This is a genomic window from Kribbella sp. C-35 (assembly GCF_046549195.1).
GTDB lineage: Bacteria > Actinomycetota > Actinomycetes > Propionibacteriales > Kribbellaceae > Kribbella.
This window is the reverse complement of sequence record NZ_JAJPWG010000001.1, coordinates 1,378,585-1,404,217: the sequence shown is the minus strand read 5'-3', so window position 1 is coordinate 1,404,217 and position 25,633 is coordinate 1,378,585. Positions and strand designations below refer to the sequence as shown.

General features: G+C 68.8%; 21 protein-coding genes. 13 read left to right on the top strand and 8 right to left on the bottom strand.

Annotated features, from left to right (window positions below):
- Positions 1-24: 24 nt before the first annotated feature.
- Both ACLJOO_RS07170 and ACLJOO_RS07165 read right to left on the bottom strand, forming a co-directional pair.
- Positions 25-576, bottom strand: coding sequence for a phosphotransferase (locus ACLJOO_RS07170; RefSeq protein WP_410786013.1), 552 nt, complete (start codon positions 574-576; stop codon positions 25-27).
- 1 nt (position 577) lies between these two features.
- The gene (locus ACLJOO_RS07165; protein ID WP_410786012.1) at positions 578-793 is read right to left on the bottom strand and encodes a hypothetical protein; all 216 of its coding nucleotides are present in this window, start codon (positions 791-793) and stop codon (positions 578-580) included.
- A 216-nt stretch (positions 794-1,009) separates the two neighbouring features.
- Between ACLJOO_RS07165 and ACLJOO_RS07160 the strand changes: the two genes are divergently transcribed.
- On the top strand, positions 1,010-2,413 hold the full coding sequence (locus ACLJOO_RS07160) for a hypothetical protein (protein ID WP_410786011.1): 1,404 nt from the start codon (positions 1,010-1,012) through the stop codon (positions 2,411-2,413).
- Positions 2,414-2,434: 21 nt separating this feature from the next.
- Here the strand turns inward: ACLJOO_RS07160 and ACLJOO_RS07155 are convergent, their stop codons facing one another.
- Both ACLJOO_RS07155 and ACLJOO_RS07150 read right to left on the bottom strand, forming a co-directional pair.
- Positions 2,435-3,637 (bottom strand): cytochrome P450, encoded by a 1,203-nt coding sequence (locus tag ACLJOO_RS07155; RefSeq protein ID WP_410786010.1) that lies wholly within the window; start codon positions 3,635-3,637, stop codon positions 2,435-2,437.
- Positions 3,638-3,693: 56 nt separating this feature from the next.
- Positions 3,694-4,281 (bottom strand): TetR/AcrR family transcriptional regulator, encoded by a 588-nt coding sequence (locus ACLJOO_RS07150; RefSeq protein WP_410786009.1) that lies wholly within the window; start codon positions 4,279-4,281, stop codon positions 3,694-3,696.
- Between the two features lie 104 nt (positions 4,282-4,385).
- Here ACLJOO_RS07150 and ACLJOO_RS07145 point away from each other — a divergent pair, with 104 nt between their 5' ends.
- Entirely contained in the window at positions 4,386-5,168 is a 783-nt protein-coding gene (locus tag ACLJOO_RS07145) for an SDR family oxidoreductase (RefSeq protein ID WP_410786008.1), read from the top strand.
- A gap of 108 nt (positions 5,169-5,276) precedes the next feature.
- On the opposite strand, the gene ACLJOO_RS07140 is transcribed toward ACLJOO_RS07145, so the two are convergent.
- Complete coding sequence (locus ACLJOO_RS07140; RefSeq protein ID WP_410786007.1) at positions 5,277-6,500, bottom strand: aldose epimerase family protein; 1,224 nt, start codon at positions 6,498-6,500, stop codon at positions 5,277-5,279.
- 191 nt (positions 6,501-6,691) lie between these two features.
- Here ACLJOO_RS07140 and ACLJOO_RS07135 point away from each other — a divergent pair, with 191 nt between their 5' ends.
- The 3 genes from ACLJOO_RS07135 to ACLJOO_RS07125 all read left to right on the top strand — a co-directional run bounded on the left by ACLJOO_RS07135 (position 6,692) and on the right by ACLJOO_RS07125 (position 8,949).
- A complete protein-coding gene (locus tag ACLJOO_RS07135) occupies positions 6,692-7,291 on the top strand; it encodes an isochorismatase family protein (RefSeq protein ID WP_410786005.1) in 600 nt (199 codons plus the stop codon).
- Between the two features lie 4 nt (positions 7,292-7,295).
- A complete protein-coding gene (locus ACLJOO_RS07130) occupies positions 7,296-8,213 on the top strand; it encodes a GlxA family transcriptional regulator (protein ID WP_410786004.1) in 918 nt (305 codons plus the stop codon).
- A gap of 76 nt (positions 8,214-8,289) precedes the next feature.
- Positions 8,290-8,949: a hypothetical protein gene (locus ACLJOO_RS07125; protein WP_410786003.1), complete on the top strand. Its 660-nt coding sequence runs from the start codon at positions 8,290-8,292 to the stop codon at positions 8,947-8,949.
- Positions 8,950-9,069: 120 nt separating this feature from the next.
- On the opposite strand, the gene ACLJOO_RS07120 is transcribed toward ACLJOO_RS07125, so the two are convergent.
- Entirely contained in the window at positions 9,070-12,189 is a 3,120-nt protein-coding gene (locus ACLJOO_RS07120) for a glycoside hydrolase family 3 N-terminal domain-containing protein (RefSeq protein ID WP_410786002.1), read from the bottom strand.
- Positions 12,190-12,766: 577 nt separating this feature from the next.
- On the opposite strand from ACLJOO_RS07120, the gene ACLJOO_RS07115 reads away from it, so the two are divergent.
- Positions 12,767-13,162 carry a hypothetical protein gene (locus ACLJOO_RS07115; protein ID WP_410786001.1) on the top strand — a complete coding sequence of 132 codons (396 nt, stop codon included), beginning with the start codon at positions 12,767-12,769 and terminating at the stop codon, positions 13,160-13,162.
- A 4-nt stretch (positions 13,163-13,166) separates the two neighbouring features.
- Here the strand turns inward: ACLJOO_RS07115 and ACLJOO_RS07110 are convergent, their stop codons facing one another.
- Positions 13,167-13,691, bottom strand: a complete 525-nt coding sequence (locus ACLJOO_RS07110; RefSeq protein ID WP_410785999.1) for a hypothetical protein — start codon at positions 13,689-13,691, stop codon at positions 13,167-13,169.
- A gap of 252 nt (positions 13,692-13,943) precedes the next feature.
- On the opposite strand from ACLJOO_RS07110, the gene ACLJOO_RS07105 reads away from it, so the two are divergent.
- From ACLJOO_RS07105 to ACLJOO_RS07095, 3 genes are all read left to right on the top strand, one after another.
- Positions 13,944-15,791 (top strand): hypothetical protein, encoded by a 1,848-nt coding sequence (locus tag ACLJOO_RS07105; RefSeq protein ID WP_410785997.1) that lies wholly within the window; start codon positions 13,944-13,946, stop codon positions 15,789-15,791.
- 87 nt (positions 15,792-15,878) lie between these two features.
- Positions 15,879-16,841 (top strand): LLM class F420-dependent oxidoreductase, encoded by a 963-nt coding sequence (locus tag ACLJOO_RS07100; protein ID WP_410785996.1) that lies wholly within the window; start codon positions 15,879-15,881, stop codon positions 16,839-16,841.
- A 128-nt stretch (positions 16,842-16,969) separates the two neighbouring features.
- Positions 16,970-20,599 carry a S8 family peptidase gene (locus tag ACLJOO_RS07095; protein WP_410785995.1) on the top strand — a complete coding sequence of 1,210 codons (3,630 nt, stop codon included), beginning with the start codon at positions 16,970-16,972 and terminating at the stop codon, positions 20,597-20,599.
- A gap of 102 nt (positions 20,600-20,701) precedes the next feature.
- Here the strand turns inward: ACLJOO_RS07095 and ACLJOO_RS07090 are convergent, their stop codons facing one another.
- Positions 20,702-22,072, bottom strand: a complete 1,371-nt coding sequence (locus ACLJOO_RS07090) for a lytic transglycosylase domain-containing protein (RefSeq protein ID WP_410785994.1) — start codon at positions 22,070-22,072, stop codon at positions 20,702-20,704.
- Between the two features lie 268 nt (positions 22,073-22,340).
- Between ACLJOO_RS07090 and hemL the strand changes: the two genes are divergently transcribed.
- The 4 genes from hemL to ACLJOO_RS07070 are packed head-to-tail and all read left to right on the top strand — an operon-like array spanning position 22,341 to position 25,633.
- Positions 22,341-23,666: a glutamate-1-semialdehyde 2,1-aminomutase gene (gene hemL / locus ACLJOO_RS07085; RefSeq protein WP_410785993.1), complete on the top strand. Its 1,326-nt coding sequence runs from the start codon at positions 22,341-22,343 to the stop codon at positions 23,664-23,666.
- Positions 23,667-23,703: 37 nt separating this feature from the next.
- Complete coding sequence (locus tag ACLJOO_RS07080) at positions 23,704-24,327, top strand: histidine phosphatase family protein (RefSeq protein ID WP_410787127.1); 624 nt, start codon at positions 23,704-23,706, stop codon at positions 24,325-24,327.
- Positions 24,327-24,890, top strand: coding sequence for a TlpA family protein disulfide reductase (locus ACLJOO_RS07075; protein ID WP_410785992.1), 564 nt, complete (start codon positions 24,327-24,329; stop codon positions 24,888-24,890). Before ACLJOO_RS07080 ends, ACLJOO_RS07075 begins: the two co-directional genes overlap by 1 nt.
- Positions 24,890-25,633, top strand: coding sequence for a cytochrome c biogenesis CcdA family protein (locus ACLJOO_RS07070; protein ID WP_410785991.1), 744 nt, complete (start codon positions 24,890-24,892; stop codon positions 25,631-25,633). Before ACLJOO_RS07075 ends, ACLJOO_RS07070 begins: the two co-directional genes overlap by 1 nt.

Sequence of the window (25,633 nt, the reverse complement as noted above, 5' to 3'; positions counted from 1 at the left end):
TTTCCTGGCACCTTCCTGTGAAGCTCAGAGCAGCACGTTCGCCGCCGCACGCAGCCCGTCGAGCTCGCCCGCCGCCCACCCCTCGTCCCGCGACTCGACGCCGCGCCAGCGCGGCTTGTCGACGACATGGAAGTACAGGTTGAAGATGCTGCCGGCGACCTGCAGGTAGGGGATCGCCGCCTCGTCCTCGGGGGTGATCGGCCGGTGAGCGGCGTACGCCGACTTGAACGCGTCCCAGTGCGGGGTCGTCGCGACACCGCCGAAATCCGCTGCCAACGGGCCGACCGCGGCGAGGTCGAAATCGAGGAGGAGAAGTCCCTGCTTGGTCAACAAAACATTGTCCATGGTGACGTCGCCGTGGCAGGTTCCTGCCTTTGAGTACTGCGCGAGGTTGTTCCGTACAGCACCCGCGAGAGACCGGAGCAGGTTTTCCTCCGTGTCGTCCACGGCGAGGATTTCTTCGAGCGGCCGGTCCAGCCGGTGCACGAGATCAGCCGGCGGCCGATAGTACGGCGACGTGTAGTTGTCGGCGGCATCGTGAAACGCGGCGAGCTGCCGCCCGAAGTCGGCGTACAACTCAGTGGGAGGACCGGTGGAGCGAGTACGCCGGGTGCGCGCAGATGCTCCGAAAGCCCTGTCTCCCAACGGATTTCGTCCGGTCCACGGCCGGTTGGTAGACGTCGTTGACCAGTGAACGGAGCAGGGTGCAGCTGGTGAAGGTGAGGTTGTAGCGTGTGCCGAGCTCCGTGGCCAGGGCGTCGGGGGCGGGGAGTGAGCGGAGCGTCGGGAGCATGGAGCTGAGCCTACGAATCGCGGAGCCGGACCTACAACGCGTTTGAATTGGCAGGTTAGAACCGGGGCGGGAGTGGGCAGGTTCGAGACGTTTCCGGATTCGCCTCCCCTTTCGGGGCCGGAAACCGGTAGCCTCTTGCAGCGCGCTATATGGGGGCCGCCGTACCACCCAACCGACGAACTGCCGGAGAGCCCAAACCGGTCAGGAGTGCACGTCTTGCAGGAGAACACCAGCACAACCAGTACTGGCGAACTGGCCAACGTACCCCTCACCGGTGCGGACAAAGTCGCCTACGCTTTCTACGCGACCGCGGCTGCCGCGGCGCTGGTCGGCCAGGTCTGGGCCGGCGTGACCCATATCCCCTGGCCGGACAGCGGCTTCTCGCAGCTGCTCAAGATCGTCCTCGTCACCCCCGCGGTCGCGGTGCTGGAGCTCGGTGGTGTCGCGACGGCGGCACTCGCCGACCTGCGCCGCCGCAAGGGTGAGCAGGCCTACGCGTACCGTGCGATGTCGTTCTTCGCGGCACTCGTCGCGGTCGTCTTCAACGTGGTCGGCCACTGGCGGCCGGAGGAGCGGTTCCTCGCTTTCGGCTTCGGCGGTCTGTCCGCGTTCGCGTACGTGCTCTGGCTGATCCACAGCTCGGCCCGTCGCCGCGACGCGCTCCGTCGTGCGGGGCAGATGCGCGAGACCGGCCCGGTGTACGGCGTCATCCAGTGGGCCCGTGAGCCACGGGTGACCTGGCTGGCGCGGTCGCTGGCGATCGAGCACGGCTACGGCCTGTACGAGAGCCTCCGCGCGGCCCAGCACCAGATCCGGAACAAGAGCCGGCGGGATGCGATCGCCGGCACCGTCGCGGAGTACATCCGTTCCGAGCACCAGGACGAGCGGCTGGCGAAGATCGCCGAGACGACGTACGACCCGGACCGGCTGGCCGGGATGCTCGAGGAGCGGATCAACTACGAGGTCATCACCAACAAGCTGACGAAGGCGATCTCACCGCCGCCGGACCAGCCCGAGGACCGTCCCGCCGTACCCGCCGCCGTGTGGGTGCTCGAGGGCGGGCAGCCGCGACGTGCCGACGGCAGCGGTGTCGGACTGCGGGACGACGACGCCTGGACCGGCGAGCTGATGGCGATCGTCGACCAGGGGCCGGAGACCGACGAGTCGGTCGCCGAGGCGGTCGTGGTGGAGGACGCCGGCGAGCCGCAGCATGTGGTCAACGGCAACAGCACGGCGTCGGCCGGCAACCTGAAGCCGTTCGCGCCGCAGCCGAAGGCCGAGCCGATGGTGGAGAAGCCGAAGCCGCCGTCGCCGTTCGCCGACACCAGCGACACGCGGCCGCCGGCCCTGATCACCACCCCGAAGGTCGAGCCGGTGCTGCCGGACCCGGCGCCGGTCGTCGTCGCGAAGCCGGAACCGGAGCCCGAGCCGGAGCCGGAGCCCACCGACCTGGAGAAGAAGCGCATGCGCGCGTGGAACATGCTCGCCGACTGGCCGGACGGGCACGAGCGCACCGCGGCGAACCTTGCGCGGGCCGTCAGCTGCAGCGAGCCGATGGCGAAGCGTTTCATCGAGCAGTACGAGACCGAGCACGGTCTCGTGTTCAGCTCGCAGAACTGACGTACCGACTGCCGGTGGACCTCAGAGGTTGAGGTTCACCGGCAGTTCTGCGAGACCGCTGACCAGCACGCGACGCCACTCGAGCTCTTCGGCGGGCTTCGCGAGGCTCAGCCGCGGAAAACGTCGGACGAGCGCCGCCAGTGACTCCTGCAGCTCGATCCGCGCCAGTTGTGCGCCGAGGCAGAAGTGCGGTCCGAAGCCGAAGGACATGTGCTTGTTGTCGCTGCGATCCAGCCGCAGTTCGTCCGGGGCGTCGTACGCCCGCGGATCCCGGTTCGCCGAGTTGAGCGCTGCCATCACGCCTTCACCGGCCTTGATCTGTACGCCGTGCAGCTCGATGTCCTCGATCGCGACCCGGAGCTGGCCGACCTCGCTGAACCTGTTGAACCGCAGCAGCTCCTCGATCGCCGACGGGATCAGCTCCGGCTCCTCGACCAGCCGCGCCCAGTTCTCCGGCCAGCGCAGCAACGTGGCGACGCAGCTCGAAATCTGGTTCGCCGACGTCTCGTGCCCGGCGACCAGGAGGTTCACGCCGAACGCGATCAGCTCCTCCTGACTCAGCCGGTCGCCTTCCTCGCGTGCGCGCACCAGTTCGTCCAGCAGATCCTCCGCGGGACCCGCGGTGTTCGCGAGTTTCTTCGTGACCAGATCCTCGATGTACGCCGTGAGGTTGGTCATCGCTTCCTCGACGAGGTCCTTCTCGGCCATCTTCATGCTGTACCCGAGCTCGGTCCACTCCCGGAACTGCGCGCGGTCCGCGTACGGTACGCCGAGCAGCTGGCAGATCACCTGGATCGGCAACGGCAACGCGACCAGTTGCCTGATGTCGGCGCCGTCGCCCGCCTGCGCGACGTCCTCGGCGAGCTGCGCGGACAGCTCCGCGACCCACGGCCGGGTCTGCTCGATCTTCCGGTGCGCGAACGTTGGCACCACCAACCGTCGGAGCCGGCTGTGCTCCGGCGGGTCGGTGGTGGTCAGGCTGTTCGGCATCGGCTTGGCGAGCGCGACGCGTGGTGCTCCTTGCTTCACCACAGCGGCGCGCGAGAACCGCGGATCGGCGAGCACCAGTTTCACGTCGTCGTACCGCGTCACCAGCCAGACTTCGGCCCCCGCGAGGGTCCGCACCCGCGCCACCGGCCGGTTCTCCCGCAACTCGGCGAACGTCGGCGACGGATCGAACCGAAACGCGTCGTCGAACGGAATCTGCAGAACCGGTCCAGTCATACCCCGACCCTATGCAAGTTAGGTAACCCTTGCTTCCGCGGTCAGCGCGTCGCGGGTCAGAGCTGCGCGTTCGGGCTGCCGACGCCGCGCAACAGTGTGTCGACGACCTGGGTGGCCAAGGTGTCGGTGTCGGTCTCGTCCGGGTCGCTGCTCTGGGCGACCTCGTGGAGCAGGGCGTAGTAGACGCGGCGTACCCAGATCAGGTCGACGTCGGCACGCAGTACGCCGGCCTTTTGCAGTCGCGCGAAGAGACGATCGCACGAGGCGACGACGCCGCCCATGATCTCGTCGCTCTCACTGCTGGCCGCCAGGGCGCTGTTCATCGAGAAGCCCCAGGACAGTTTGACCTGGAGGGCGTTCGCGGTCGCCTGGTAGAGCGCGACCAGGGGCGGTGCGGTCTCGAATCGGGCCTCGTCGACGGCGCTCGCGAGCTGCGTCGACGCCCAGGACTTCATCGTGGTCACCAGCGCCTCGCGGGTCGCGAACCGGCGGTGCACGGTCGTCCGGGCGACACCGGCCGCCGAGGCGATCTCCTCCATCGAGGCGGACGGATTGCGGTTCAGGACCCGCTCGGCCGCCTCCAGGATCGTCCGCACGGTCCGCTCGGCGTCGGCGCGCAGCGGGCGGGCGGGGGTGGAGGTCATGCGAAAAGACTACCCGGAAGTCACGTCTTCCACGCTACTTGCAACATTGATGTAGCAAGTAGTAGGTTTCCAGTATCACTCAAGACGCGATTAGGGATGATGAGATGGATCTTCAGTTGAAGGACAAGGCCGCGCTCGTCACCGGAGCCAGCCGGGGGATCGGGCTGGCTGTCGTCGACCAGTTGGTCGCCGAGGGCGTGCGGGTGGTAGCGGTCGCGCGGACCAGTACGCCGGAGCTTCGTGCCACCGGTGCGTACGTCGTACCCGCGGATCTCGCGACGGCGGACGGCCCCGAGGAGGCGGTGGCGGCCGCGCTCGCGGAGGTCGGGCAGCTGGACCTGCTGGTGAACAACGTCGGCGGCGGCGACGGTGAACTGGCCAGTGGATTCCTCGCGCTCGACGACGACGTCTGGCGCCAACTGTTCGAGGTGAACTACTTCGCCACGGTGCGTACGACGCGGGCGGCGTTGCCGAGCCTGATCCGGCAGGGCGGCGCGATCGTCAACGTGTCGTCGAACGGGGCCCGGATGCCGTCGAGCGGGCCGGCGCCGTACACGACCGCGAAGGCCGCACTCACCGCCCTGGGCAAGGCGCTGGCCGAGGAGTTCGGTCCGCAAGGTGTGCGGGTGAACACCGTGTCTCCCGGCCCGGTGCGCACCGCGCTGTGGACGGACCCGGACAAGTACGGCGGTCAGCTCGCGCGGACGCTGGGTGTCCCGCACGACGATCTGCTGGCCGGGCTACCCCAGCAGATCGGCATGCTGACCGGCCGCCTGATCGAGCCGGCCGAGGTCGCCGCCTTGATCGTCCAACTGTGCTCCCCGCTCGCCGCGAGCATCGTCGGCGCCGACTACCTGATCGACGGCGGCAGCGTGAAGACCGCGTAGGCCGAACCGCCAGGCCATCACAAGTGACGCCCGGCCCCACCATCAGGCGGGGCCGGGCGTCGGCGGAGCAATTGTGATGGCCTGGCGGTCGGTCCTGCTACGGGCGGTCTACTTGGTCCCGAAGCGGTAAATGGTCGTGGACTCGTAGACCTCGCCCGGGCGCAGGACCGTGGACGGGAAGTTGGAGTGGTTCGGGGAGTCCGGGAAGTGCTGGGTCTCGAAGGCGAACGCGTCGCCCTGGCGGTAGGCCTTGTTGCCGATACCGAGGAACGTGCCGTCGAGGAAGTTGCCGCTGTAGAACTGGACACCCGGCTGGTCGGTGAGCACCTCGATCGTGCGGCCGTGCTCCGGCTCCCAGAAGCGCCCCGCGAGCCGCAACCCGTTGCTGTCCGGCTGCCCGCCGATCACGAAGTTGTGGTCGTATCCGCGGCCGAAGATCAGCTGCTGATGATCGCCGCGGAGCCGCTTGCCGATCGCAGTCGGCTTGCTGAAGTCGAACGGCGTACCGGCCACCGGGGCGATCTCGCCGGTCGGGATCAGCGTGGCGTCGACCGGTGTGTACTTCGGTGCGTTCAGCTCCAGCACGTGGTCGTAGATGGTGCCGTTGCCCTCGCCGAGCAGGTTGAAGTACACGTGGTTGGTCAGGTTCACGATCGTCGCCTTGCCGGCCACGGTCGCGTGGTAGTCGATCCGCAGGTCGTCGCGCTTGTCCAGCGTGTACGTGACGGTGCTGGTGAGCTCACCGGGGAAGCCCATCTCCCCGTCCGGGCTGACGTAGGTGAACGCGACGCCGACGGCCTTGTCGTTCTTGACGACCTCGGCCTTCCAGACCTTCTTGTCGAAGCCGAGCGTGCCGCCGTGCAGCGCGTTCTCGCCGTTGTTGACCGGGATCTGGTACGCCGTCCCGTCCAGGGTGAACTTGCCCTTCGCGATCCGGTTGCCGTACCGCCCGATGGTGGCGCCGAAGTACGGGCTGAGCTTGGCGTAGTCCGGCAGGTTGTCGAAGCCGAGGCTGATGTTCGTGGTCCTGCCGCGGCGGTCCGGCGTCTCCACCTTCTGGATGGTCGCGCCCCAGGTGAGCATCGAGATCGTCACCCGGCCGTTGGTGAACGTGTAGACGTCCACCTGCTGACCGTCCGGGGTGGTGCCGAACTTGTCCTTGTGGATCTCGAGTTTGCCGTGGTGTGCGCCCATGGTCTTCAACTTATCCGGCGTACCAGCGGCCTGGGTGTTCGCGTCGGCGGTAGTGCTGAGAGCGCCCGCGGCGGCGGCACCGAGGCCCAGGGCGCCGGCGGTCCGGAGGACCTGGCGGCGGGGCAGGTGATCGGGCATCGCAATCCCCTCAATCGTTGTAGAAACCAGACCTGGGCACGATAAGCACGGTGGAGGAGTGTTTGGAACAGTTCGGAACGGTGTGAATTCGTCCGATCTCTCCGTGCTCGCGGACACCATGACCAGATCGGTCCGGTCCGGGGCCCGATCGAGCCTTCAGCGGTACGTCGTGCGCGGGCGAGGATGAGGTCATGAGCCGAACCGCACTGATCGTGATCGACGTCCAGGAATCGTTCCGGGTCCGCCCGAACTGGCAGCTGGTGAACCACCCCGACATCGCCGAGCGCGTGGACCGCCTGGTGCAGGCTGCCCGAGACAAGGGTGATCTCGTCGTCTGGGTGCTGCACACCGAGCCGGGGACCGGTGGCGCGTTCGACCCGGTCAACGGGCACGTCCGGCTGATCGACGGACTCGAACCGTTGCCGGGCGAGCCGATCCTCACCAAGACGTCGCACAACGCCTTCACCACAACGAATCTCCAGCAGCTGCTGACCCAGCACGGCGTCGGTGAGGTCGTTGTCTCCGGCATCCGTACCGAGCAGTGCTGCGAGACCACTGCACGCGTCGCGTCCGACCTCGGGTACGACGTCGTGTTCGTCACCGAGGCGACCGCGACGATGGCGTTGGCGCACTGGTCGATCCGCGACGAAGCGACCGTCGAGGAGATCCTCGCCGACCCGCGGACCCTGACCGCGGAGCAGGTCGTCGAGCGCACGGAGTACGCGCTGGCCGGCCGGTTCGCCACCATCCGGACGCTCGACGAGCTCGCCGGCCTACCCATGCCATCCTGACCGGATGCGCCCTACTCGCGTCGTCTTCGTACTGGTGCCGAGGCTCCACTTGCTGGATCTGGCCGGGCCGGCGCAGGTGTTCACGACCGCGAACGACTTCGGGTACGGGTACGAGGTCTCGTACGTCGCCGAATCCGAGGAGATCGCGACCGCTCAGGGCGTGCCGTTGCGGGCCCAACTGGAGTGGCCGGAGCTCGATGCGGGGGACCTGGTCGTCGTACCGGGATGGCGGTCGCCGCGGTTGTCGCCGGAGCCGCCCATCGGGTCGGAGTTCCGGGAGCGACTGCGTGCGCACCACGCGGGAGGTGGATCGGTTGCGAGTGTCTGCTCGGGTGCTGACGCCCTCGGGTGGGCGGGCCTCCTCGACGGGCGGCGCTTCACGACCCATCACGACCTGACCGACGAGCTGGCCGCCCGCTACCCGCGGGCGATCATCGTCCGGGACGTGCTGTACGTCGAGGACGATCGCGTCATCACCTCCGCCGGGATCGCGAGCGGTATCGACCTCGCGCTGCACCTGGTCGCGGTCGGCCGCGGCGCCGAGGCGGCGGCCCGGGTCGCGCGCGAGATGGTCGTGTACGCCCGCCGCAACGGCGACGAACTGCAGGAATCCGCGATGCTCCGCCACCGCGATCACCTCAACGACCTCGCGCACCGCGTCCAGGACGTCATCGACGCCCGGTACGCCGACCGCCTGCCGCTGACCGATCTGGCCGGGCAGGTCGGCGTCAGCGAACGCACGCTGACCCGCATCTTCACCGCCGCCACCGGCCTCACCCCGCTCCGGTACCAGCAACTCCTCCGCCTGGAGCGAGCCGAACACCTCATCGGCCACGGCACCACCGTCGAATCCGCCGCCCGCACCGTCGGCTTCGAGGACGCCCGGATGCTCCGCCGCCTCCGCGGCCGAACCTCCGTCTAGATCCGTCTAGACCAGAAACAACCTTTTCCGGGGGTCGCACGTCTACTCGTACAACCAACCGACGAGGGGACGGACCATGAAGTTTGCTGGGGGCATGTGCCGAGGTGTGGTTGCGACCGGTGTGGCGACAGGTGTGCTGGCCGTGGGGCTCACGGCCCTGGCGACGCAGGGGGCGGACGCCGGTACGACGTCGGCGACCGCGCTGAGCCGGTCGCAGATGCTGACGGTCGGCGAGGTCAAGAAGGCCGACGCGCGGCGGGACTGGATTCGGCAGGTTGACAGGGGAATTCTGCCGAAGACCTACTGCGGACCGGCGTCGACCGAGGGCAAGCGAGTCTCGGCGCGGATGGCCCGCGGATTCACCGACGAGATGGACGCGTACGGCGCGCAGTACGTCAGCCAGTACGCGAACGCGGCGACCGCGCGGGCGGCGTACAACTCGATCATCGCGACGCTGAAGAGCTGCACGTACAGCAAGCCGGCGCCGACGCACGCGCGGAAGATCACCGAGAACCGCGTGGTCAAGGGCGCCTCGGGCGACCTCACGCAGGTGATCCGCTGGTACGACTACCCGAAGCCGAACGACCCGGGCAGCGAGGCCGGCGGTTTCCCGTACGCCGTCACGCTGAAGGGACGCAACGTCTCGGTGCTGGCGTTCAGCGAGATGGGCCCGGGCGTGCCCGCGCCGAACTTCGACAAGCTCGCGCGCCAGGCGGCCGCGAAGATCAGCCGCTGACGTTCCGCGGGGTAAAGGCGCGGGGGCGCGAGGCCCGTGGGGATCTGGGGCGGTGGGTCTCGTGCGTGGGGTGTGTTGGCCGGGACGGATGAGGGGTCACCGTCCCGGCCGGCACTTGTCTTACCTAGAAGCCGCTGCCAGTTTCGCGACCGCGGTGCTCAGTTGCCCGCTGAGGAGGGCGTGGTCGGCGTCGGAGATGAGCTTCGACGCCGGCTCGTTCAGGTTCTGGCCGACGTGGTTCTGCGCGATCCACCGCGCCACGCCGACGACGGCATCGTCCTCGGCGAAGGTGTCCGCCTTGGTGCGCTCCAGGAACTTGGCGGACTGTGCTGCGGCGGCCAACGCAATGGTTGCCTGCGGCCCCGACCAGTCGCGGACCTGGAGCGCGACACCCGCCGCGATCCCGGCCGCCACCGCGTACGGATCGTGCTTGCGCAGCAGGGTGTTGCGGGCCTCGGTCAGCGCGGCACGAGCTGCAGTCTGGGTCGTGAGGCCCCAACCGAACGGGTACTGCGGGTTGTAGGACGCATCGCCGACGTTCAACGGCTGCTGATCCTCCGCGCGCGGCCAGCTCACCGGCAGGCGACCGCTGAACGGGACCTTGCCGAACAGCACGTCCGCAACACCGGCGCCCTCAGTCCCAGGCAGCCACGACGCGACCAGTGCGTTGATCTTGCCGAGCTGGTCCGCGATCACCTGCGGACGACCGGACACGATCAGTACGACGCACTTCATCGCGCCGCAGACCTTGTCCACGGCGGCCTTGTCGGCGTCCGAGAGCAGTAGGTCGTGACCGTTGCCGACATCCCCGATTCCTTCGGCGTACGGGCGTTCTCCGACCACGACCACGCCGACGTCGTGACCCTCGAGCGGCGCTGACGCGTCCGCGCTGAACGTCGCATCCGGTACTACCTGCTTGATCCCGTCGAGGATCGTCGTACCCGTGGTCGTCGCACCGGATCCGCCCTGCCAGCTGATGCTCCAGCCGCCCATCTGGTTGCCGAGGTCGTTCGCGTTGCTGCCGGCGACGTACACCTTGGCAGTCGATGCCAGTGGCAACAGGTTTCCGTCGTTCTTCAACAGCACCTGGGATTTCGCCGCGGCCTCGCGCCCGACGGCTCGATGTGCGGCCGATCCGATGGATGCGGCGTTGGTCGTGTCGGCGTACGGGTGCTCGAACAGGCCGAGCTTGAACTTCTCGGTCAGGATCCGGCGGACCGCGTCGTCGATCCGGGTCATCGGGATCCGGCCGGCGCCGATCTCCTCGGTCAGGCCCTGGGTGAAGCCCTGGTAGTTGGTCGGCACCATGATCATGTCCAGGCCGGCGTTGATCGACGTCCGGATGTCGCTCGCGTAGTCGCCCGGCAGCTGGTCGATCGCCTGCCAGTCGCTGATCACGAACCCGCCGAAGCCCATCCGCTGCTTCAGTACGCCGTTGATCAGCTCGCCGTCGCCGTGCATCTTGACCGGTGCGGCGCCGTCGACCGACATGCTCGAGTACGACGGCATCACGGTGCCGATGCCGAGGTCGACCGCGGTCTGGAACGGCGCGAGGTGGATCGTCTCCAGCTGCTGCCGGGTCACCTGCGTGACGCCCTGGTCGATCTTGTACGAGCCGGTCGTCGAGCTGCCGTACGTCGTGCCGCCGTCGCCGACGAAGTGCTTCGCGGTGGCGAGGACGCGGTCGTTGCGCGCGAGCTGACTGCCGTCGGCCTTGCCCTGCAGACCGGTGATCACGGTCGCCAGCGACTGCACGAGCGCCGGATCCTCGCCGTACCCCTCGTATGCGCGGCCCCAGCGGTCGTCGCGGACCACGCACACGCACGGCGCGAAGTCCCACGGGATGCCGGTGGCGCGGACCTCGGTCGCGGTCACCTCACCGGTCCGCCGGGCCAGGTCCGGATCGCGGGTGGCGCCGATCGCGATGTTGTGCGGCAGGATCGTCGCGCCGATCACGTTGTTGTGCCCGTGCACCGCGTCGACGCCGTAGATCAGCGGGATCTGCAGGCGGGTCGCCTGCGCGTTCCGCTGGAAGGTGTCGATCATCGCGGCCCAGGCGGCCGGGGTGTTCGGGGTCGGGACGGAGCCGCCGCCGGACAGCAGCGAGCCGAGCGCGTACGACGCGATGTCCGAGCGGGACCGGAGCGCGTTCCGCTCGGCCTGGGTCATCTGTCCGACTTTTTCCGAAACAGTCATCCGGGCGAGCAGGTCGTCGACCCGTTTCCGGATCGGGAGTTTCTTGTTCAGGTACGGCAGGTCGTGCGCGTCGATCACCACGACCGGCTGGGTCTGCGGGGCCTTCGCGCCGGTGACCGTGAGCTCGAGGGGAACGGTTTCCGCGACCTCGGCGGAACGGTCTTTCCGGGTGGTCACGGAAACGTTCTGCGACGTTCCGGAAATCGTTCCGGCCGGGAACGTGATCGTTCCGGAAACCGGCGTGTAGTCGTCGGCGCCGGCCGTTCCGGTTCCGGTCTGGTAGTCGACGGTGACCGGCTCGTCGAGCGGCGTACCGCCGGTGGTCGCGACCGTGACCTTCACCTGCGCGGTCCCGCCCTCCTTGACCGGGTACACGTCGGCGTCGGTGACGACACTGTTCTTCAGCGCCGGGTCGGCCTTGCCGTAGACCTCGACCTGGTCGATCGCGAACTCACCCGGTGCGCCGGCCGGCATCGTGAACGCGTAGCCCCACATCTGGGTCAGGTTCAGGATGTGGTCGATACCGCCGACGGGCTGGTAGTCCCCGCGGTACACGAGCTCGCTGAACGGGATCTCGACCAGGTGCCAACCCTGCCAGTCGTCGGTGAAGCTGGTGTTCCACAGCTCGGACGCCTCGGCGTTCGCCCCGCCGTCCTTGATCTCGAAGAAGATCCGCTTCCCGGAGCCGGGCGGAAGCGGGGCGGTGTTCTGCCCGTACCACCAGAACCGGATCCCCTTGTACGGCGACCAGTCGCCGGGGTTCACGTCGTACGTGACGTCGTGACTGAAACCGCCCCAGCCGCTGATGTCGTACGTCCCGTGCAGCACCTTCTCGCCGGCCGGCGCGTCCGCGCGAGTCTGCAGCTCGAGGGTCGGCGGGTCGTCCGCGTCGCTGCCCCAGGTGAAGATCCCGGCGTTCGGCGGCGCCGCGAACGGCTCCGCGCCCTCGAACGCCGCCAACGTCACCGGAACCGGATCGTCGGCCGCCGCCGGCGTCGTCACCAGCAGACCGCCCAGCAATGCGGCTGCCGCGAGAACCGCCACCCGCCTCCTCCGGCGATCCACGGATCGAGAACCAGACCACCAGAGCATGGCGACTCCTCACAGGGGACACACAGAAGGACATCGAGGGGGACACAGAGCATGAGCACTCGCGCCCGACTCTCAGCCCTCCCCGAACCCGGGTCAAGACCTCACCGGTTCCGAAACTAGAGCGCTCTCACAGGCCGAGGCCGATGTGTGCGTGATCGTCGCCCAGCCGGGGACTGGGGACAGGTTATGGGGGGCTGGGACATGGCATTTCCTGTCTCCAGTCCCCGGTTCCTGTCCGCGGTCACCACCGTCGCCCCCCGCTACGACGGCTCCCGCGGGCCGCCCGTACGGTCTCACGCCGAGTCGTGGCGTTTGATTGCCGCTCGAAACCGCGAGTCGTGGATCGAGGCTGTCGACAGCTGTATCTGACCGCCAAATCCCACGACTCGACGGACATCGGGTGCCGGACCGGCCCTGCGTTCACAGATCCAGGCTCAGAGGTCTCGCGGGACCTCTTAGGATCCGGTGGTGAGCATTCGGGCGATGGTCGAGGGCGATCGATTCGCCGCTCCCCGACCAACTGGTCGAGATGTATGCCGTCCACGACGGCAGTTCCGTGATCAACGCGAACGGCTTCTGCATGGTCGGCGGCTGGACTCCGCTACGGGTGGACACGGCGATCGAGAGCTTCCGCCGCTACGACGCCTTGACCCGGTTGTGGGGCCTCCCGACCGCGGTGCCGTTCGCGGTCGACTACACGGGATGCCTCCTGGCCGTCCGCCCCAGCGGGACCGGCGGAGTCCTCGACTGCTTCGACGACAGCCCACCGAGCGAGAACGCGTACGTCGACATCGAGGACCTGCTCGCACAAACTGCCGCGGGGCTGCGGGGCGAGCATCCGCAGTACCGGTGCGAACTGACGCCTGACTACTTGCTCTGGATCGATCGCGACCTCGAGAAAGAAGACCTCGTCCGGCGGCGCTGACTGTTCATCCCGGGATCCGAACCGGACGCATGTGCGGACGCGGATCCGGTTGGTACTCGGAGCGGACGAGCTCCGGGGCCTCGATGTCCACGGTGCCGAGCGGGGTCGTGCGGTGGTCCGTGACCCACTTGATCAGGGCGTCCGGGGCCGTGATGGCGCCCGTGAAGTGGAGGAGATTGAGGTACCAGATGTCGCGGCGTTCGGTCTCGTACCAGGCGTCGGGCCCGAGCTCGTGGGTGACATGGTCGCTGAACGTGTCGGCCGCCGGGTCCAACGGCTCGGCGCAGGCCATGACCGTGCCTGGGGTGAGGGTTAGGCCGGTGACTCGGAACCCGATCGGCCACTGGGCACGAGTGGTCGCGCGGTGCAACGCCGACTGGTAGCGGGCGACGACTGGATCGTCGGCGGGGAGGTGCTCGCGGCGGGGCTCCAGGGCGCGGACAGTCAGGTGGGCGGAGCTGAGTTGCCCGGTCTGCCAGTGCTCAGGCCCCGCCAGTTCCGCCGCCTCCCGCGTGACGGCGTCCAGCACGTGCGCGAGCTGGCTTTCCGGTACAGGCCGCAGTACGACGCTGAGCGGCCAGCGCCCGCCTTCGCGCGGGAGCTCGTCGCGCTGGTGGTTGCCGGCTGTGATCCGCGGTACCGCGGCGGTGAACAGGTGGTCGAACTTCGTGGTCTCGATGATGAATCCTCCTTCGCATTGTTACGACGCAAGGACTGGACAGCCGGTTGGTGGGTAGATGACTGTGGGTCGCGACCGCCGCTGTAGGGGGAGAGGACACCTATGAAGCTCCGATATGTGCTGGGCAGTGTCATGCTGATCGTTCCGATGGCTGTGGTTGCCGTCGTCTCCCCGGCGACCGCGGCGGCACCACCGGACCTGGCAGCAGCACCGACCGCACAAGGCCCGGCCGCGGCGAAGATCCCGTCGATGTTGCGCGACGCCGCGACACTGGCCGCGAGCAAGCAATCGAGCGCGCAGGCCCGCTCACTGAGCGTCGAAGGCAACAACCTCGGCGTCCAGGTGTACGCCGCCGCGCCGGTCACCGCGCAGCAGCAAGCCGACCTCACCGCGCTCGGCGTCTCGGTCCTCAAGAACTCCGCGGACTTCACGAGCCCGGCCGGCGTCGACCTGCCGACCACGGGCCTGGTCTCCGCCACGGTCCCGTACGACAAGCTGGACGCGGTCGCGGCACTCGGCTGGGTGACGGCGCTGCGTCCGTCCCTGCGGCCCGCCGTCGACGTCGGCCCGATCACCGCGGAGGGCGTGCCGCTGCACCAGGCGGACAAGGCGCAGGCCAAGGGCCTGACCGGCCGCGGTCAGAAGATCGGCGTGATCTCCGGCGACGTCGACCACCTGGCCGACGCGGTCGCCGCGGGTGAGCTGCCGTCCGACGTCCAGGTGCTGCGGCAGGCGCCGACGTACGTCAACGACGAGGGCACCGCGATGATGGAGATCATCCACGACCTCGCGCCGGACGCGAAGCTCGCCTACGCGAGCACGCTGGAGACCAATGCGGACTACTTCGAAGCGTTCCATGTGCTGGCGAAGGCCGGCGTCACGATGATTGCCGAAGACATCGCGCTCGACGACGAGCCCGCGTTCCAGCAGGGCCTCGGCGCCGCAACGGCCGAGGCACTCGCCAAGCACGGCATCTGGGTCAGCTCGTCCGCCGGGAACCTCGGCAACCGGCATGCACCGCGGGTGACGGCCACCGGAACGGGCCAGGGCGCGGACGGTGCGACCGGGCCGTACACGGGGTGCCCGAAGTCGCCCGACAACGTGGTGCAGTTGCGCGGCAGCGACACGACGTACGACCTCAATCTGCTGCCCGGCGCCGGGATCCTGCCGACGCTGCAGTGGAGCGAGCCGCGGGCGATCTACCCGACCGCGGGTCAGGGCGGGTTCACCGACCTGAACCTGTACCTGATGGACAGCACGGGGACGAAGTGTCTCGCGTCCAGCACCGGGGTCCAGGCGAACGGCGTCGGCGACACCATCGAGCAGTTCGAGTACTTCAACACGACGAAGGCGGCGCAGCCCGTGAAGCTCGTCGTCGACGTCGAAGGCACCTCGACCGCGCGCAAGGCCCCGATTCTCGACCTGCGCTGGCGGGCGCTGTCGGCCGGCGTCCAGACGATCGACCCGCCGGACCCGGCCGGCTCGATGAACCCGGACTCGAACTACACCGTCTTCGCCACCAGCGCGGGTGCCGTGAACGCGAGCGTGTCCACGGACCCGAAGACCGCACCGCTCGAGCCGTTCAGTGCGGCCGGTCCGACGCAGCTCGTCAGCACCACCCGCTGCCCCGGCGGTAGGCCCGGTCCGTGCCGCGGCATCTCCGGCGCGGGTGCGTTGAATTTCCCGGCGCCCAACTGGCTCGCGGCCGACGGCGAGTCGGTCAGCGGTGTCGGCGGCTTCGGCTCGGGGACCTGCCCGACCACGACCCAGGGCGGCTGCCGCTTCTTCGGTACGTCGGCCTCGGCGCCGACCGCTGCCGGCGTGGCAGCCCTGACCCGCCAGGAGTTCGGTGGCCGCGTGTCCCCGCTCGTCCTGAACGCGCTCCTCTCCGGCCGGGCGATCCCGCGCAGCGGCCCCGGCACCGGAGCGGGAGTGCTGAGCGCCCGATGAATTAAGAAGCTGTAGTGGTCCGATTGAGTGCAAATTCAGTACTCATATTCATGGACCGATGCTGCCATCCCCGGAAAGGATGGCAGCATGACTACACGTTTCGGGGTCTTCGTACCGCAGGGCTGGAAGATGGACCTGGCCGGCATCGCCGATCCGATCGAGCAGTGGGAGGCGATGACCGACGTCGCCAAGCGCGCCGACGAGCAGTCGTGGGACTCGATCTGGCTGTTCGACCACTTCCACACGGTGCCGGAGCCGAGTGACAACACCACCTTCGAGTGCTGGAGCGCGACCGCGGCGCTGGCCCGCGACACCAAGCGGGTGAACATCGGCCAGATGGTCGGCTGCAACGGCTACCGCAACCCGTCGCTGTACGCGAAGATCGCGTCCACCGTCGACGTCGCCAGCCACGGCCGCCTGTACGCCGGGATCGGCGCGGGCTGGTACGAGCACGAGTGGAAGGCGTACGGCTACGAGTGGACCGACGTACCGCAGCGGATGGCGGCGTTCCGTGAGGCGACCGAGATCATCTACAAGATGTGGACCGAGGACAAGCCGGTCTACAACGGCAAGTACTACTCGATCGATGCCCCGATCAACGAGCCGAAGGGCGCCCGCAAGCCGCACCCGAGCTTCTGGATCGGCGGCGGCGGCCCGAAGGTCACGCTGAAGCTGGTCGCGCAGTACGCCGACGCCGCGAACATCGGCGGCGGCAACCCGCAGCTGTTCAAGGAGAAGGCGGACATCCTCCGCGGCCACTGCGAGAAGCTCGGCCGGAACTACGACGACATCATCAAGTCGACGAACTTCAACGTGTTCCCGATCGACAAGGGCGACGACCCGCAGAAGGCGACCGAGAAGGCGCTCGGCCCGATGAACCGGGAGAAGTTCGACCGGGACAACTTCGTCGCCACCGAGGACGAGATCGCGGACAAGGTCGAGGCGGTCCTCGAAGCCGGCGCCGACTACGTCATCTTCTACGTCCCCGGCGTGGCCTACGACCTCGATCTCCTGGAGCGAGTCGAGAACGTCACGAAGCGCTTCGCCTGACCAGAACCGGTCATGGCGGATGTAGGTCAGGGGTAATGGTGGACCGGGGCTGACGGCAACTGCGAGGGTCGCTACGACGGCCTCGCGTGGGTCGGGGCGTCGGGAGGTTTCCCCCTGTGATGTCTCGAATGTCCCGGTCCGCGGTCGGCCTGCTCGCCGCGGTGGTCGCCGGTTCCCTGCTGCTGACGACCACCACGGCGAATGCCGGCCCCACGGCGACCGCTTCGGCGACCAACCCGACGCCCGGCGCGAGCAGCAAGCGGATCACGCTGGTCACCGGCGATGTCGCCGAGCTGACCACGAGCTCCAACGGCCAGGTCTCGGCCCGCCTCCTCGACGACGAGCCGTACTACTTCGGCACGTTCGACGGAGACCTCACCCTGGTCCCGGCCGACGCCTACCCGCTGCTCTCCGCGGGCCGGCTCGACAAGCGCCTCTTCAACCTGACCGATCTGGCGGCGCAGGGGTACGACGACGCCAGCAACGCCAGCCTTCCGCTTCTCATCACCGCGCCGACAAGCATCGCCCCGAGTACACCGGCCGCTGCGACGTACCGCCGTACCCTCGCCAGCGTCGGAAGCACCGCGGTGAGTGTGCAGAAGTCCGACGCGAAGACGTTCTGGGACGGCATCAGCGGCCCGACCACGTTCAAGTCCAGCCAGGTGACCAAGATCTGGCTCGACGGCCGCACCCACGCCACGCTCGACCAGTCCACGAAGCAGATCGGCGCCCCGACCGCCTGGAAGCAGGGGTACGACGGCCACGGCGTGAAGGTCGCCGTCCTCGACACCGGGTACGACGCCGGCCACCCCGACCTCGCCAAGCAGGTCGTCGCGTCGGAGAGCTTCGTCCCCGACCAGGCGGTCCAGGACCTGCACGGCCACGGCACGCACACCGCCTCGATCGTCGCCGGCCTCGGTACGGCGTCCGACGGCAAGCGGAAGGGTGTGGCGCCGGGCTCGGACCTGCTGATCGGCAAGGTGCTCGACAACAGCGGCGGCGGGTACGACTCCGAGGCGATCGCCGGAATGGAGTGGGCCGTCCAGCAGGGCGCGAAGGTCGTCAGCATGAGCCTCGGCGGCTGGCCGTCGGACGGCACCGACCCGATGAGCGAGGCCGTCGACCGGCTGTCGAAGTCGAGCGGCGCGCTGTTCGTGATCGCGGCCGGCAACTCCGGCGCCGAGGAAACCGTCGGATCTCCCGGCGCCGCGTCCGAGGCGCTGACCGTCGGCGCGGTCGACCGGGACAACAGCCTGGCGAACTTCTCCAGCCGCGGCCCGCGGATCGGCGACGGCGCCCTGAAGCCCGAGGTGACTGCTCCCGGCGTGGAGATCGCTGCCGCGCGCGCTGCCGGCACCGAGCAGGGCCACATCCTCGGCCAGTACTACACAGCGATGAGCGGTACGTCGATGGCGACGCCGCACGTCGCCGGCGCGGCCGCGATCCTCGCGCAGCGGCACCCCGACTGGACCGGCCCGCAACTGAAGGCCGCACTGGCCTCGACGGCTGTCCCGTCGGCCGGCGCCCGCACCGACCAGCAGGGCCTCGGCCGGGTCGACATCCCGAACGCCCTCGACCCGAAGGTCCTTCCTGACACCGCCAACCTGTTCTTCGGCGACCTGTCCTGGACCGGCCCGACCGCCCCCGCGCCGGTCACCCGTACGGTTGCCTACCGCAACAACTCGAACCGATCGGTGACGCTCACCCTGTCGGTCGACGCACAGTCTCCGGCGGGGGTGGAGGCCGGGCTGACGGTGAGCCCAGCCCGGCTGACCATCCCCGCCGGTGGTACGGGGTCCGCGACTGTCACCCTCGACCTCGCCAAGACCCAGCCCGCCAAGTACGCCGGTGTGCTGACGGCCCGCGCCGGCGCCACGTCGTACCGGACCGGCCTCGGGTTCGCGGCCGGTGGACGGCTGAACCAGGTGACCGTGAAGGCGATCGGCCGCGACGGTCAGCCCGCCACCACCAAGGCCGGGGCGAGCGGCGTCCAGCTGTGGAACCAGGACACCGGCGACGTCAGCGCGATCGCGTTCGACCAGACCGGCAGCCGCACGCTCGACGTACCGACCGGCCGCTACAGCGTGATGGCGTACGCGGTCGGCGGCGACGAGGCGAACTGGGCGAACTCGATCACGCTGCTCGGCGATCCGGATGAGTGGATCGGCAGCGACCGGACCTTCACGTTCGACGCCCGGACCGCGCACAAGGTGACGATCAAGACGCCGCGACCGGCCGACGCGCAGAGCATCGGGATCGCCTGGCACCGCAAGGTCGGCGACCGCGACGCCGTGTCCGGCTGGGCGTACAACGGCACGGTCGCCGACGGCGTCTACGTGCAGGACTTCGGAAAGGTTGCCAACGGCACCTTCCAGGTCGTGCAGCGCTGGGACCTCGCGCAGCCGAAACTGACCGTCGACGTCGATGGTGCTCGGCTGTCCACGTTCCGCGAGGGATCGCAGCGGACCGTGTACGTCGGGAACGCGAAACTCCCGCTCTACAACGGCGGCGACGGTACCGCGGCCGAGCTGACCGGCGCCAAGGACACCGCCGTATTGATCCGGTGGGGCGGCTTCAGCAAGACGACCGCACAGGTCAAGGCCGCGAAGGCCGCCGGCGCCAAGGTGGTGTTCCTCTACAACGAAGCGCCCGGCTTCTGGTCGACCGGCACCGAGCAGGGCGTTCCGCTCTACCTGTTGCGATCCGACCAGGGCAACCAGTTGCTCGGCGCGCTGGCGAAGGGTCCGCAGTCCGTACAGCTGAACGGCCTGCTCGACAGCACCTACCGGTACGACGTCGCGCTCGGCCCGTCGGTCGTGAAGGGCGGGCTGACCTACGACGTCGCGAAGATGCGCCCGGCCGTGGTGACGACGGACTTCCAGCAGAACGACGCGTTCTGGCTGCACCGCGACCAGCGGATCGCGCACCTGCCGGGGATCTCGACCGGATTGTCGGCGTCGCGGTTGGTGGCCGGTGCGGTGAAGCGGACCGACTACCTCGTCACTGACCAGAAGGGCGTCACCTGGGACGAGAAGACCTCCGCGGGGGAGTGGAACGAGACCGGCTTCGAGTCCACGATCACGCGGTCCTACCGGCCGGGTGAGCAGGTCACGCGCGGGTGGTGGGAGTCGCTGACGCGTCCCGCCGTACCGGGGTTGTCGGCTGCGCCGGGTGACGAGGCGCAGGGCTGGCCGCCGGCGCGGTTCGAGAACGCGTTGCGGATCGCGATTCCGCAGTACGTGAGTGGCGACCGGACCACGTTCGGCTGGGGCGACCGCGGCGACGTGACGAGCATGAAGCTGAGCAGCAACGGCGTCGAACTGGGCAGCAAGAACTGGTCGGTCGCACAGTTCACGGTCCCGGAACGCGCCGCGTGGTACGACCTGACGCTGGACCAGCAGCGTGGTCCGAACAGCTGGGCGAAGACCTCGACGTCGACGCACACCCAGTGGCACTTCCTTTCGGTGCCGTCCAAGAGCCGGGCCGTGCTGCCGCTCGTGCAGGTCGATTACAAGCACACCCAGGGCTGGCTCGAGCTCACCCCGCGCTACCAACCGGGTGTGCGCGGCGTCGGGATCTTCCGGACCACGGCGGAGATCTCGTACGACGGGAAGACCTGGAAGAAGCTGTCGCTGCGCGGGATCGGCACTGTCCGCGCCCAGGTCCCGGCCGGTGCGTACCCGAGCATCCGGGTGACCGCGACGGACCTGATCGGCAACAGCATCACCCAGACGATCGACCGCGCCTGGGCCAGCTGAACGTTAAAAAGGCGACGCCACGAAGCGGGGGGGAGTGCTCCGTGGCGTCGCCAGGGGCGCGCCTAGGGAGGGGTGGGGGCAGGCGCGCCGGTCTTGTGGGGATCAGCTCCCGAGGATGCCTCCACCGAGGATGCCCAGCAGTCCGAGGGCGGACAGCAGACCGCGGATGACCTGGTCGACCGCCTTGGTGCCACCGGTCTGGTAGGCGGTCACGCACTTCTGCAGCTGGGCCTGGGTCGGCTTGGTGATCGTCACCTTCGCCAGCTCGGACTGGCAGTACGTCGTGGCCTTCTGCAGCTCGGCCACTGTGCTGCCGACCGTGCCGACGATGACCCCGACGGCCGTTGTCAGGCTGGTGAGGCCCGGCTTCTGCGTGGTCGTGGTCGGAACCGTGGGCTTGGCCGTGGTCGGCTTCGAGGTGGTCGGCTTCACGGTCGTCGGCGTTGCCGTCGGCCGGCTGCTCGGAGTCGCCGTCGGCGTCCCGGTCGGCCGGTCCGTCGGCCGGTCGTCGTCCCGCTCGTCGGTCAACGTCGGGGTCGGTGTGGCCGTTGCCGTCGGCGTCGGGATGTCGATCGCCTCCGGCAGGTCCTTGTCCGACGGGGCGTCGATGCCCGGGTCGTCGATCTGGTCGCCGGCCTCGTCCACGTCGTCACCCGCGGTGCCGTTGCCGACCGCGATCCAGCTGCCGCCGGCGTACGCCTTCGCGATACTGACCACGAGGTCGACGTACTGCTGGGAGTGGTTGTAGCGCAGCACCGCCGCGTTCAGGTCGCTGGCCTTGGACAGGTCGGTCTTGCCCGAGCAGAGGTAGACCCCGGTCGACATCGCCGCGTCGTCGATGTCCTGTGGGTTCCGCACGCCGTCGCCGTCGCCGTCGACTCCCATGGCTCGCCAGGTGCCGGGGATGAACTGCATCGGGCCGACCGCGCGGTCGAACGCGCCGTCACCGTCGAACGAACCCGCGTCCGAGTCGGAGATCCGCGCCGTCCCGGACGAACCGTCCAGCCGCGGGCCGAAGATGCCCGGCACCGCTACGCCCAAAGAGTTCAGCGCGTTGCCGCCGAAGCGGCCGTGGTTGGACTCGACCCGGCCGATCGCCGCCACCAGCGTCCAGGGCAGGTGACACGCCGGGTCCGCCTGGGCCAGCACCTGCTGGGCCCGGGAGTACGCCTTGAGCGCGGCGTTCGGGATGCCGTTGCGGGACAGGCCCGAGACCACTTGCGTCGGTTGCTCGCCAGGATCGACGCCGGGGCCGACCACACCCGGCACCGGCACGTTGGCCGGGAAGGCGATCGGCTGCTTCGGTACGACGACCGGGTTGCCCCCGGACAGACCGTTCTCCAGCGACGCCGTGGCGATCGCGGGGTCGTCCGTGGCACTGACGGTGAACGCGCTCGCGAACAGCGCCAGTGGGATCAGCGGCGCCACCTGACGCCACCCGCTACCCGTGGCGCGGCGCTTGCCCTTCGCCATCGATGATTCCCCTCCGTGACTCATCGACCAGCCCGGCCCCACGCCGCGGACAGTCTTCTGTGTCTTTCTCGGTTGCCGTCGTAATAGGTCTAACGTCCGCCCCGTTGCGTGGGTTACGCGTCGGACCCAGACCGTGTACGTGCGGTCACCGGGTACCCATACTGGCGCGTAACAAAGAGCCTGTGAACCCCTTGCGGACGATCGGGTCCGGAAAAGCGCCCGGCCCCTGCCCGTCGGGGTGCGGGACCGGCAGGGGAGAATGGCCGCCGTGACTGACCTTGGGCCCGCACACACTGAACACTCCGCCGAACTCTTCGCCAGAGCCTCCACGGTGACCCCGGGCGGGGTCAACTCTCCGGTCCGCGCGTTCCGCGCCGTCGGCGGCGTACCGCGTTTCATGGCCTCCGGTGACGGATGTCACATGACCGACGTCGACGGCAACCGCTATCTCGACCTGGTCAGCTCCTGGGGCCCGCTGCTGCTCGGCCACGCCCATCCCGAGGTGATCGCCGCCGTTCAGGCCGCCGTCGGCCGCGGTACGTCGTACGGGACGCCGACCGAGACCGAGGTCCTGCTCGGCGAGGAGATCGTCGCGCGGACACCGGTCGACAAGGTCCGGCTGGTGTCGTCCGGGACCGAGGCGACCATGTCCGCGCTCCGGCTGGCCCGCGGGTTCACCGGGCGCGCCAAGATCATCAAGTTCGCCGGCTGCTACCACGGCCATGTCGACGCACTGCTGGCCCAGGCCGGTTCCGGCGTACTGACGCTGGGCATTCCCGGTACGCCGGGCGTCACCGAGGCGACCACGGCGGACACGATCGTGCTGCCGTACAACGACCAGGCGGCCGTAACTGCGGCGTTTTCCGAGTACGGCGACCAGATCGCGGCCGTGATCACCGAGGCGTCGCCCGGCAACATGGGCGTCGTTCCGCCGCGGGACGACTTCAATGCGTTCCTCGCCCGGATCTGCACGGAAAACGGCGCACTTTTCATTTCCGACGAGGTCATGACCGGCTTCCGGATCACCCGCTCCGGCTGGTACGGCGTCGACGGCGTCCGGCCGGATCTGATGACGTTCGGAAAGGTGATGGGCGGCGGTTTTCCGGCCGCGGCGTTCGGCGGCCGCGCCGACGTGATGTCCCACCTCGCGCCGGAGGGCTCGGTCTACCAGGCCGGCACGCTGTCCGGAAACCCGATCGCCACCACCGCCGGCCTGACCACGCTGCGGCTGGCCACCGACGAGGTCTACGCGAAGCTCGACGAGACGTCGCTCACTATCCAGCGCCTGGTGTCGACCGCGCTGGACAAGGAAGGTGTGCCGCACGTCATCTCGGCGGCCGGGAACCTCTTCAGCGTCTTCTTCGTGGAGTCCTCGGAGGGACCTGCCGAGATCCGGGACTTCGCCGGGGCGAACGCCCAGGTGCTGCCACGGTTCACGGCGTTCTTCCATGCCATGCTGGACGCCGGTGTCTACCTGCCACCGAGCGCGTTCGAGGCCTGGTTCGTCAGCGCCGCCATCGGCGATGACGCGCTGGCCGAGCTCGAGTCCGCCCTGGCTCCGGCGGCCCGCGCGGCAGCCGCCGTACAGAACTGAAGGGACAGCGGTGACCGAAACGACGGTCGTGCACCTGATGCGTCACGGCGAGGTGCACAACCCGACCGGCGTGCTCTACGGCCGGATCCCCGACTTCCACCTGTCCGAGCTCGGCCGCGCGATGGCCGACCGGGTGGCCGAGCACGTCAAGGGCCGCGACATCGTGCACCTGGTCAGCTCGCCGCTGGAGCGGGCCCAGGAGACGATGGAGCCGATCGCCAAGGTGTTCGGCCTCACGCCGGACATCGACGAGCGGGTGATCGAGGCCGCGAACCTGTTCGAGGGCAAGAAGTTCGGCGTCGGCGACGGCGCGCTGCGCAACCCGAGCGCCTGGTGGTTGCTGCGGAACCCGTGGAAGCCGTCCTGGGGTGAGCCGTACCAGCAGCTCGTCCGGCGGATGCGGGACGCGATCGAGACCGCCCGGCAGAAGGCCGCCGGTCACGAGGCGCTGATCGTCTCGCACCAGCTGCCGATCTGGATCGTCCGGTCCGCGATCGAGGGCCGCCGGATGTTCCACGACCCGCGCAAGCGCCAGTGCAGCCTGGCCAGCCTGACGTCCTTCACCTTCCACGGCGACGACATCGTCTCGGTGGGTTACTCCGAGCCGGCGAAGGATCTGTTGCCGGTCAAGAATGCGAAGAAATTCGTCGGCGGCGCGTGATGGTGCGTCGTACGGCGTTGCTGGTCGCCGGGCTGCTGCTCGTCGCGGGCTGCAGTTCGGGTCAGCAGGCAGCGCAGAACCGGCAGGGCCAGTCGGGTTTCGTCAGCGGCAACGGCAACGTGTCGACGTTCGCCGCGGCCGATCGGAAGCCGGCGCCTGAGCTCACCGGCAAGACGCTCGACGGGAAGACCTGGACGCTGTCCGAGCAGACCGGCAAGGTCGTCGTACTGAACGTGTGGGGTTCGTGGTGCCCGCCGTGCCGCAAGGAAGCGCCCGAGCTGGTCGCGGCGTCGAAGGAGCTCGGGTCGGCGGTGCAGTTCATCGGACTGAACACCCGCGACCTCGACCCGGCGCCGGCGAAGAAGTTCGTGCAGGAGTTCGGCGTCCCGTTCCCGAGCATCTACGACCCGAACGGCAAGGCGTTGCTGCGGTTCCGCGGCCAGATCTCGCCGAAGGCCATCCCGACCACGCTGGTGATCGACAAGAACGGCAAGGTCGCCGGCCGCGTCGTCGGTGAGGTCACCAAGCAGACCTTGCTCGGCATGGTGAAAGACGCGGGCTAATGGGACAGTGGTTCGCCGACTCGATGACCGGGTCGATGCTGGTGGCACTGCCGATCGCGGTGCTGGCCGGTGCGATCTCGTTCTTCTCGCCGTGCGTCGTACCGCTGCTGCCCGGCTATCTGTCCTACGTCACCGGCCTGTCCGCGGCCGAGCTCGGCTCGGAGAAACGCGGCCGGATGCTCGCCGGTACGGCGTTGTTCGTCGCCGGGTTCTCGGCGGTGTTCATCCTCACCGGCGTGGTGTTCGGCAAGGCGGGCGACCTGCTGATCGACCACCAGACCACGATCACGCGGGTCCTCGGCGCGCTGACCATCGTCCTGGGCCTCGTCTTCCTCGGCGGGTTCGGTTTCCTGCAGAAGGATCTGCGGGTGCACCGGGTCCCGGCGGTAGGGATCGCGGCGGCGCCGTTGCTCGGCGTACTGTTCGGATTCGGGTGGACTCCGTGTATCGGGCCGACGCTCGGGACCGTGATGACGCTGGCCACCACCGAGGGCAGCACCGGGCGCGGGGCGACGCTGGCGCTGGTGTTCAGCCTCGGGCTGGGGATTCCGTTCATCGTGGCGGCGCTGGCGTTCCGGCGGATGCTGTCCGCGGTGGCATGGGTCCGCAAGCACCAGCTGCTGGTGATCAGGATCGGCGGCGTACTGATGATCGCGGTGGGACTGCTGCTGCTGACGGGAGTGTGGGATGCGATGACCGCGGACCTGCGGCAGTGGGTCGCCAACTTCGGATCGGCGGTCTGA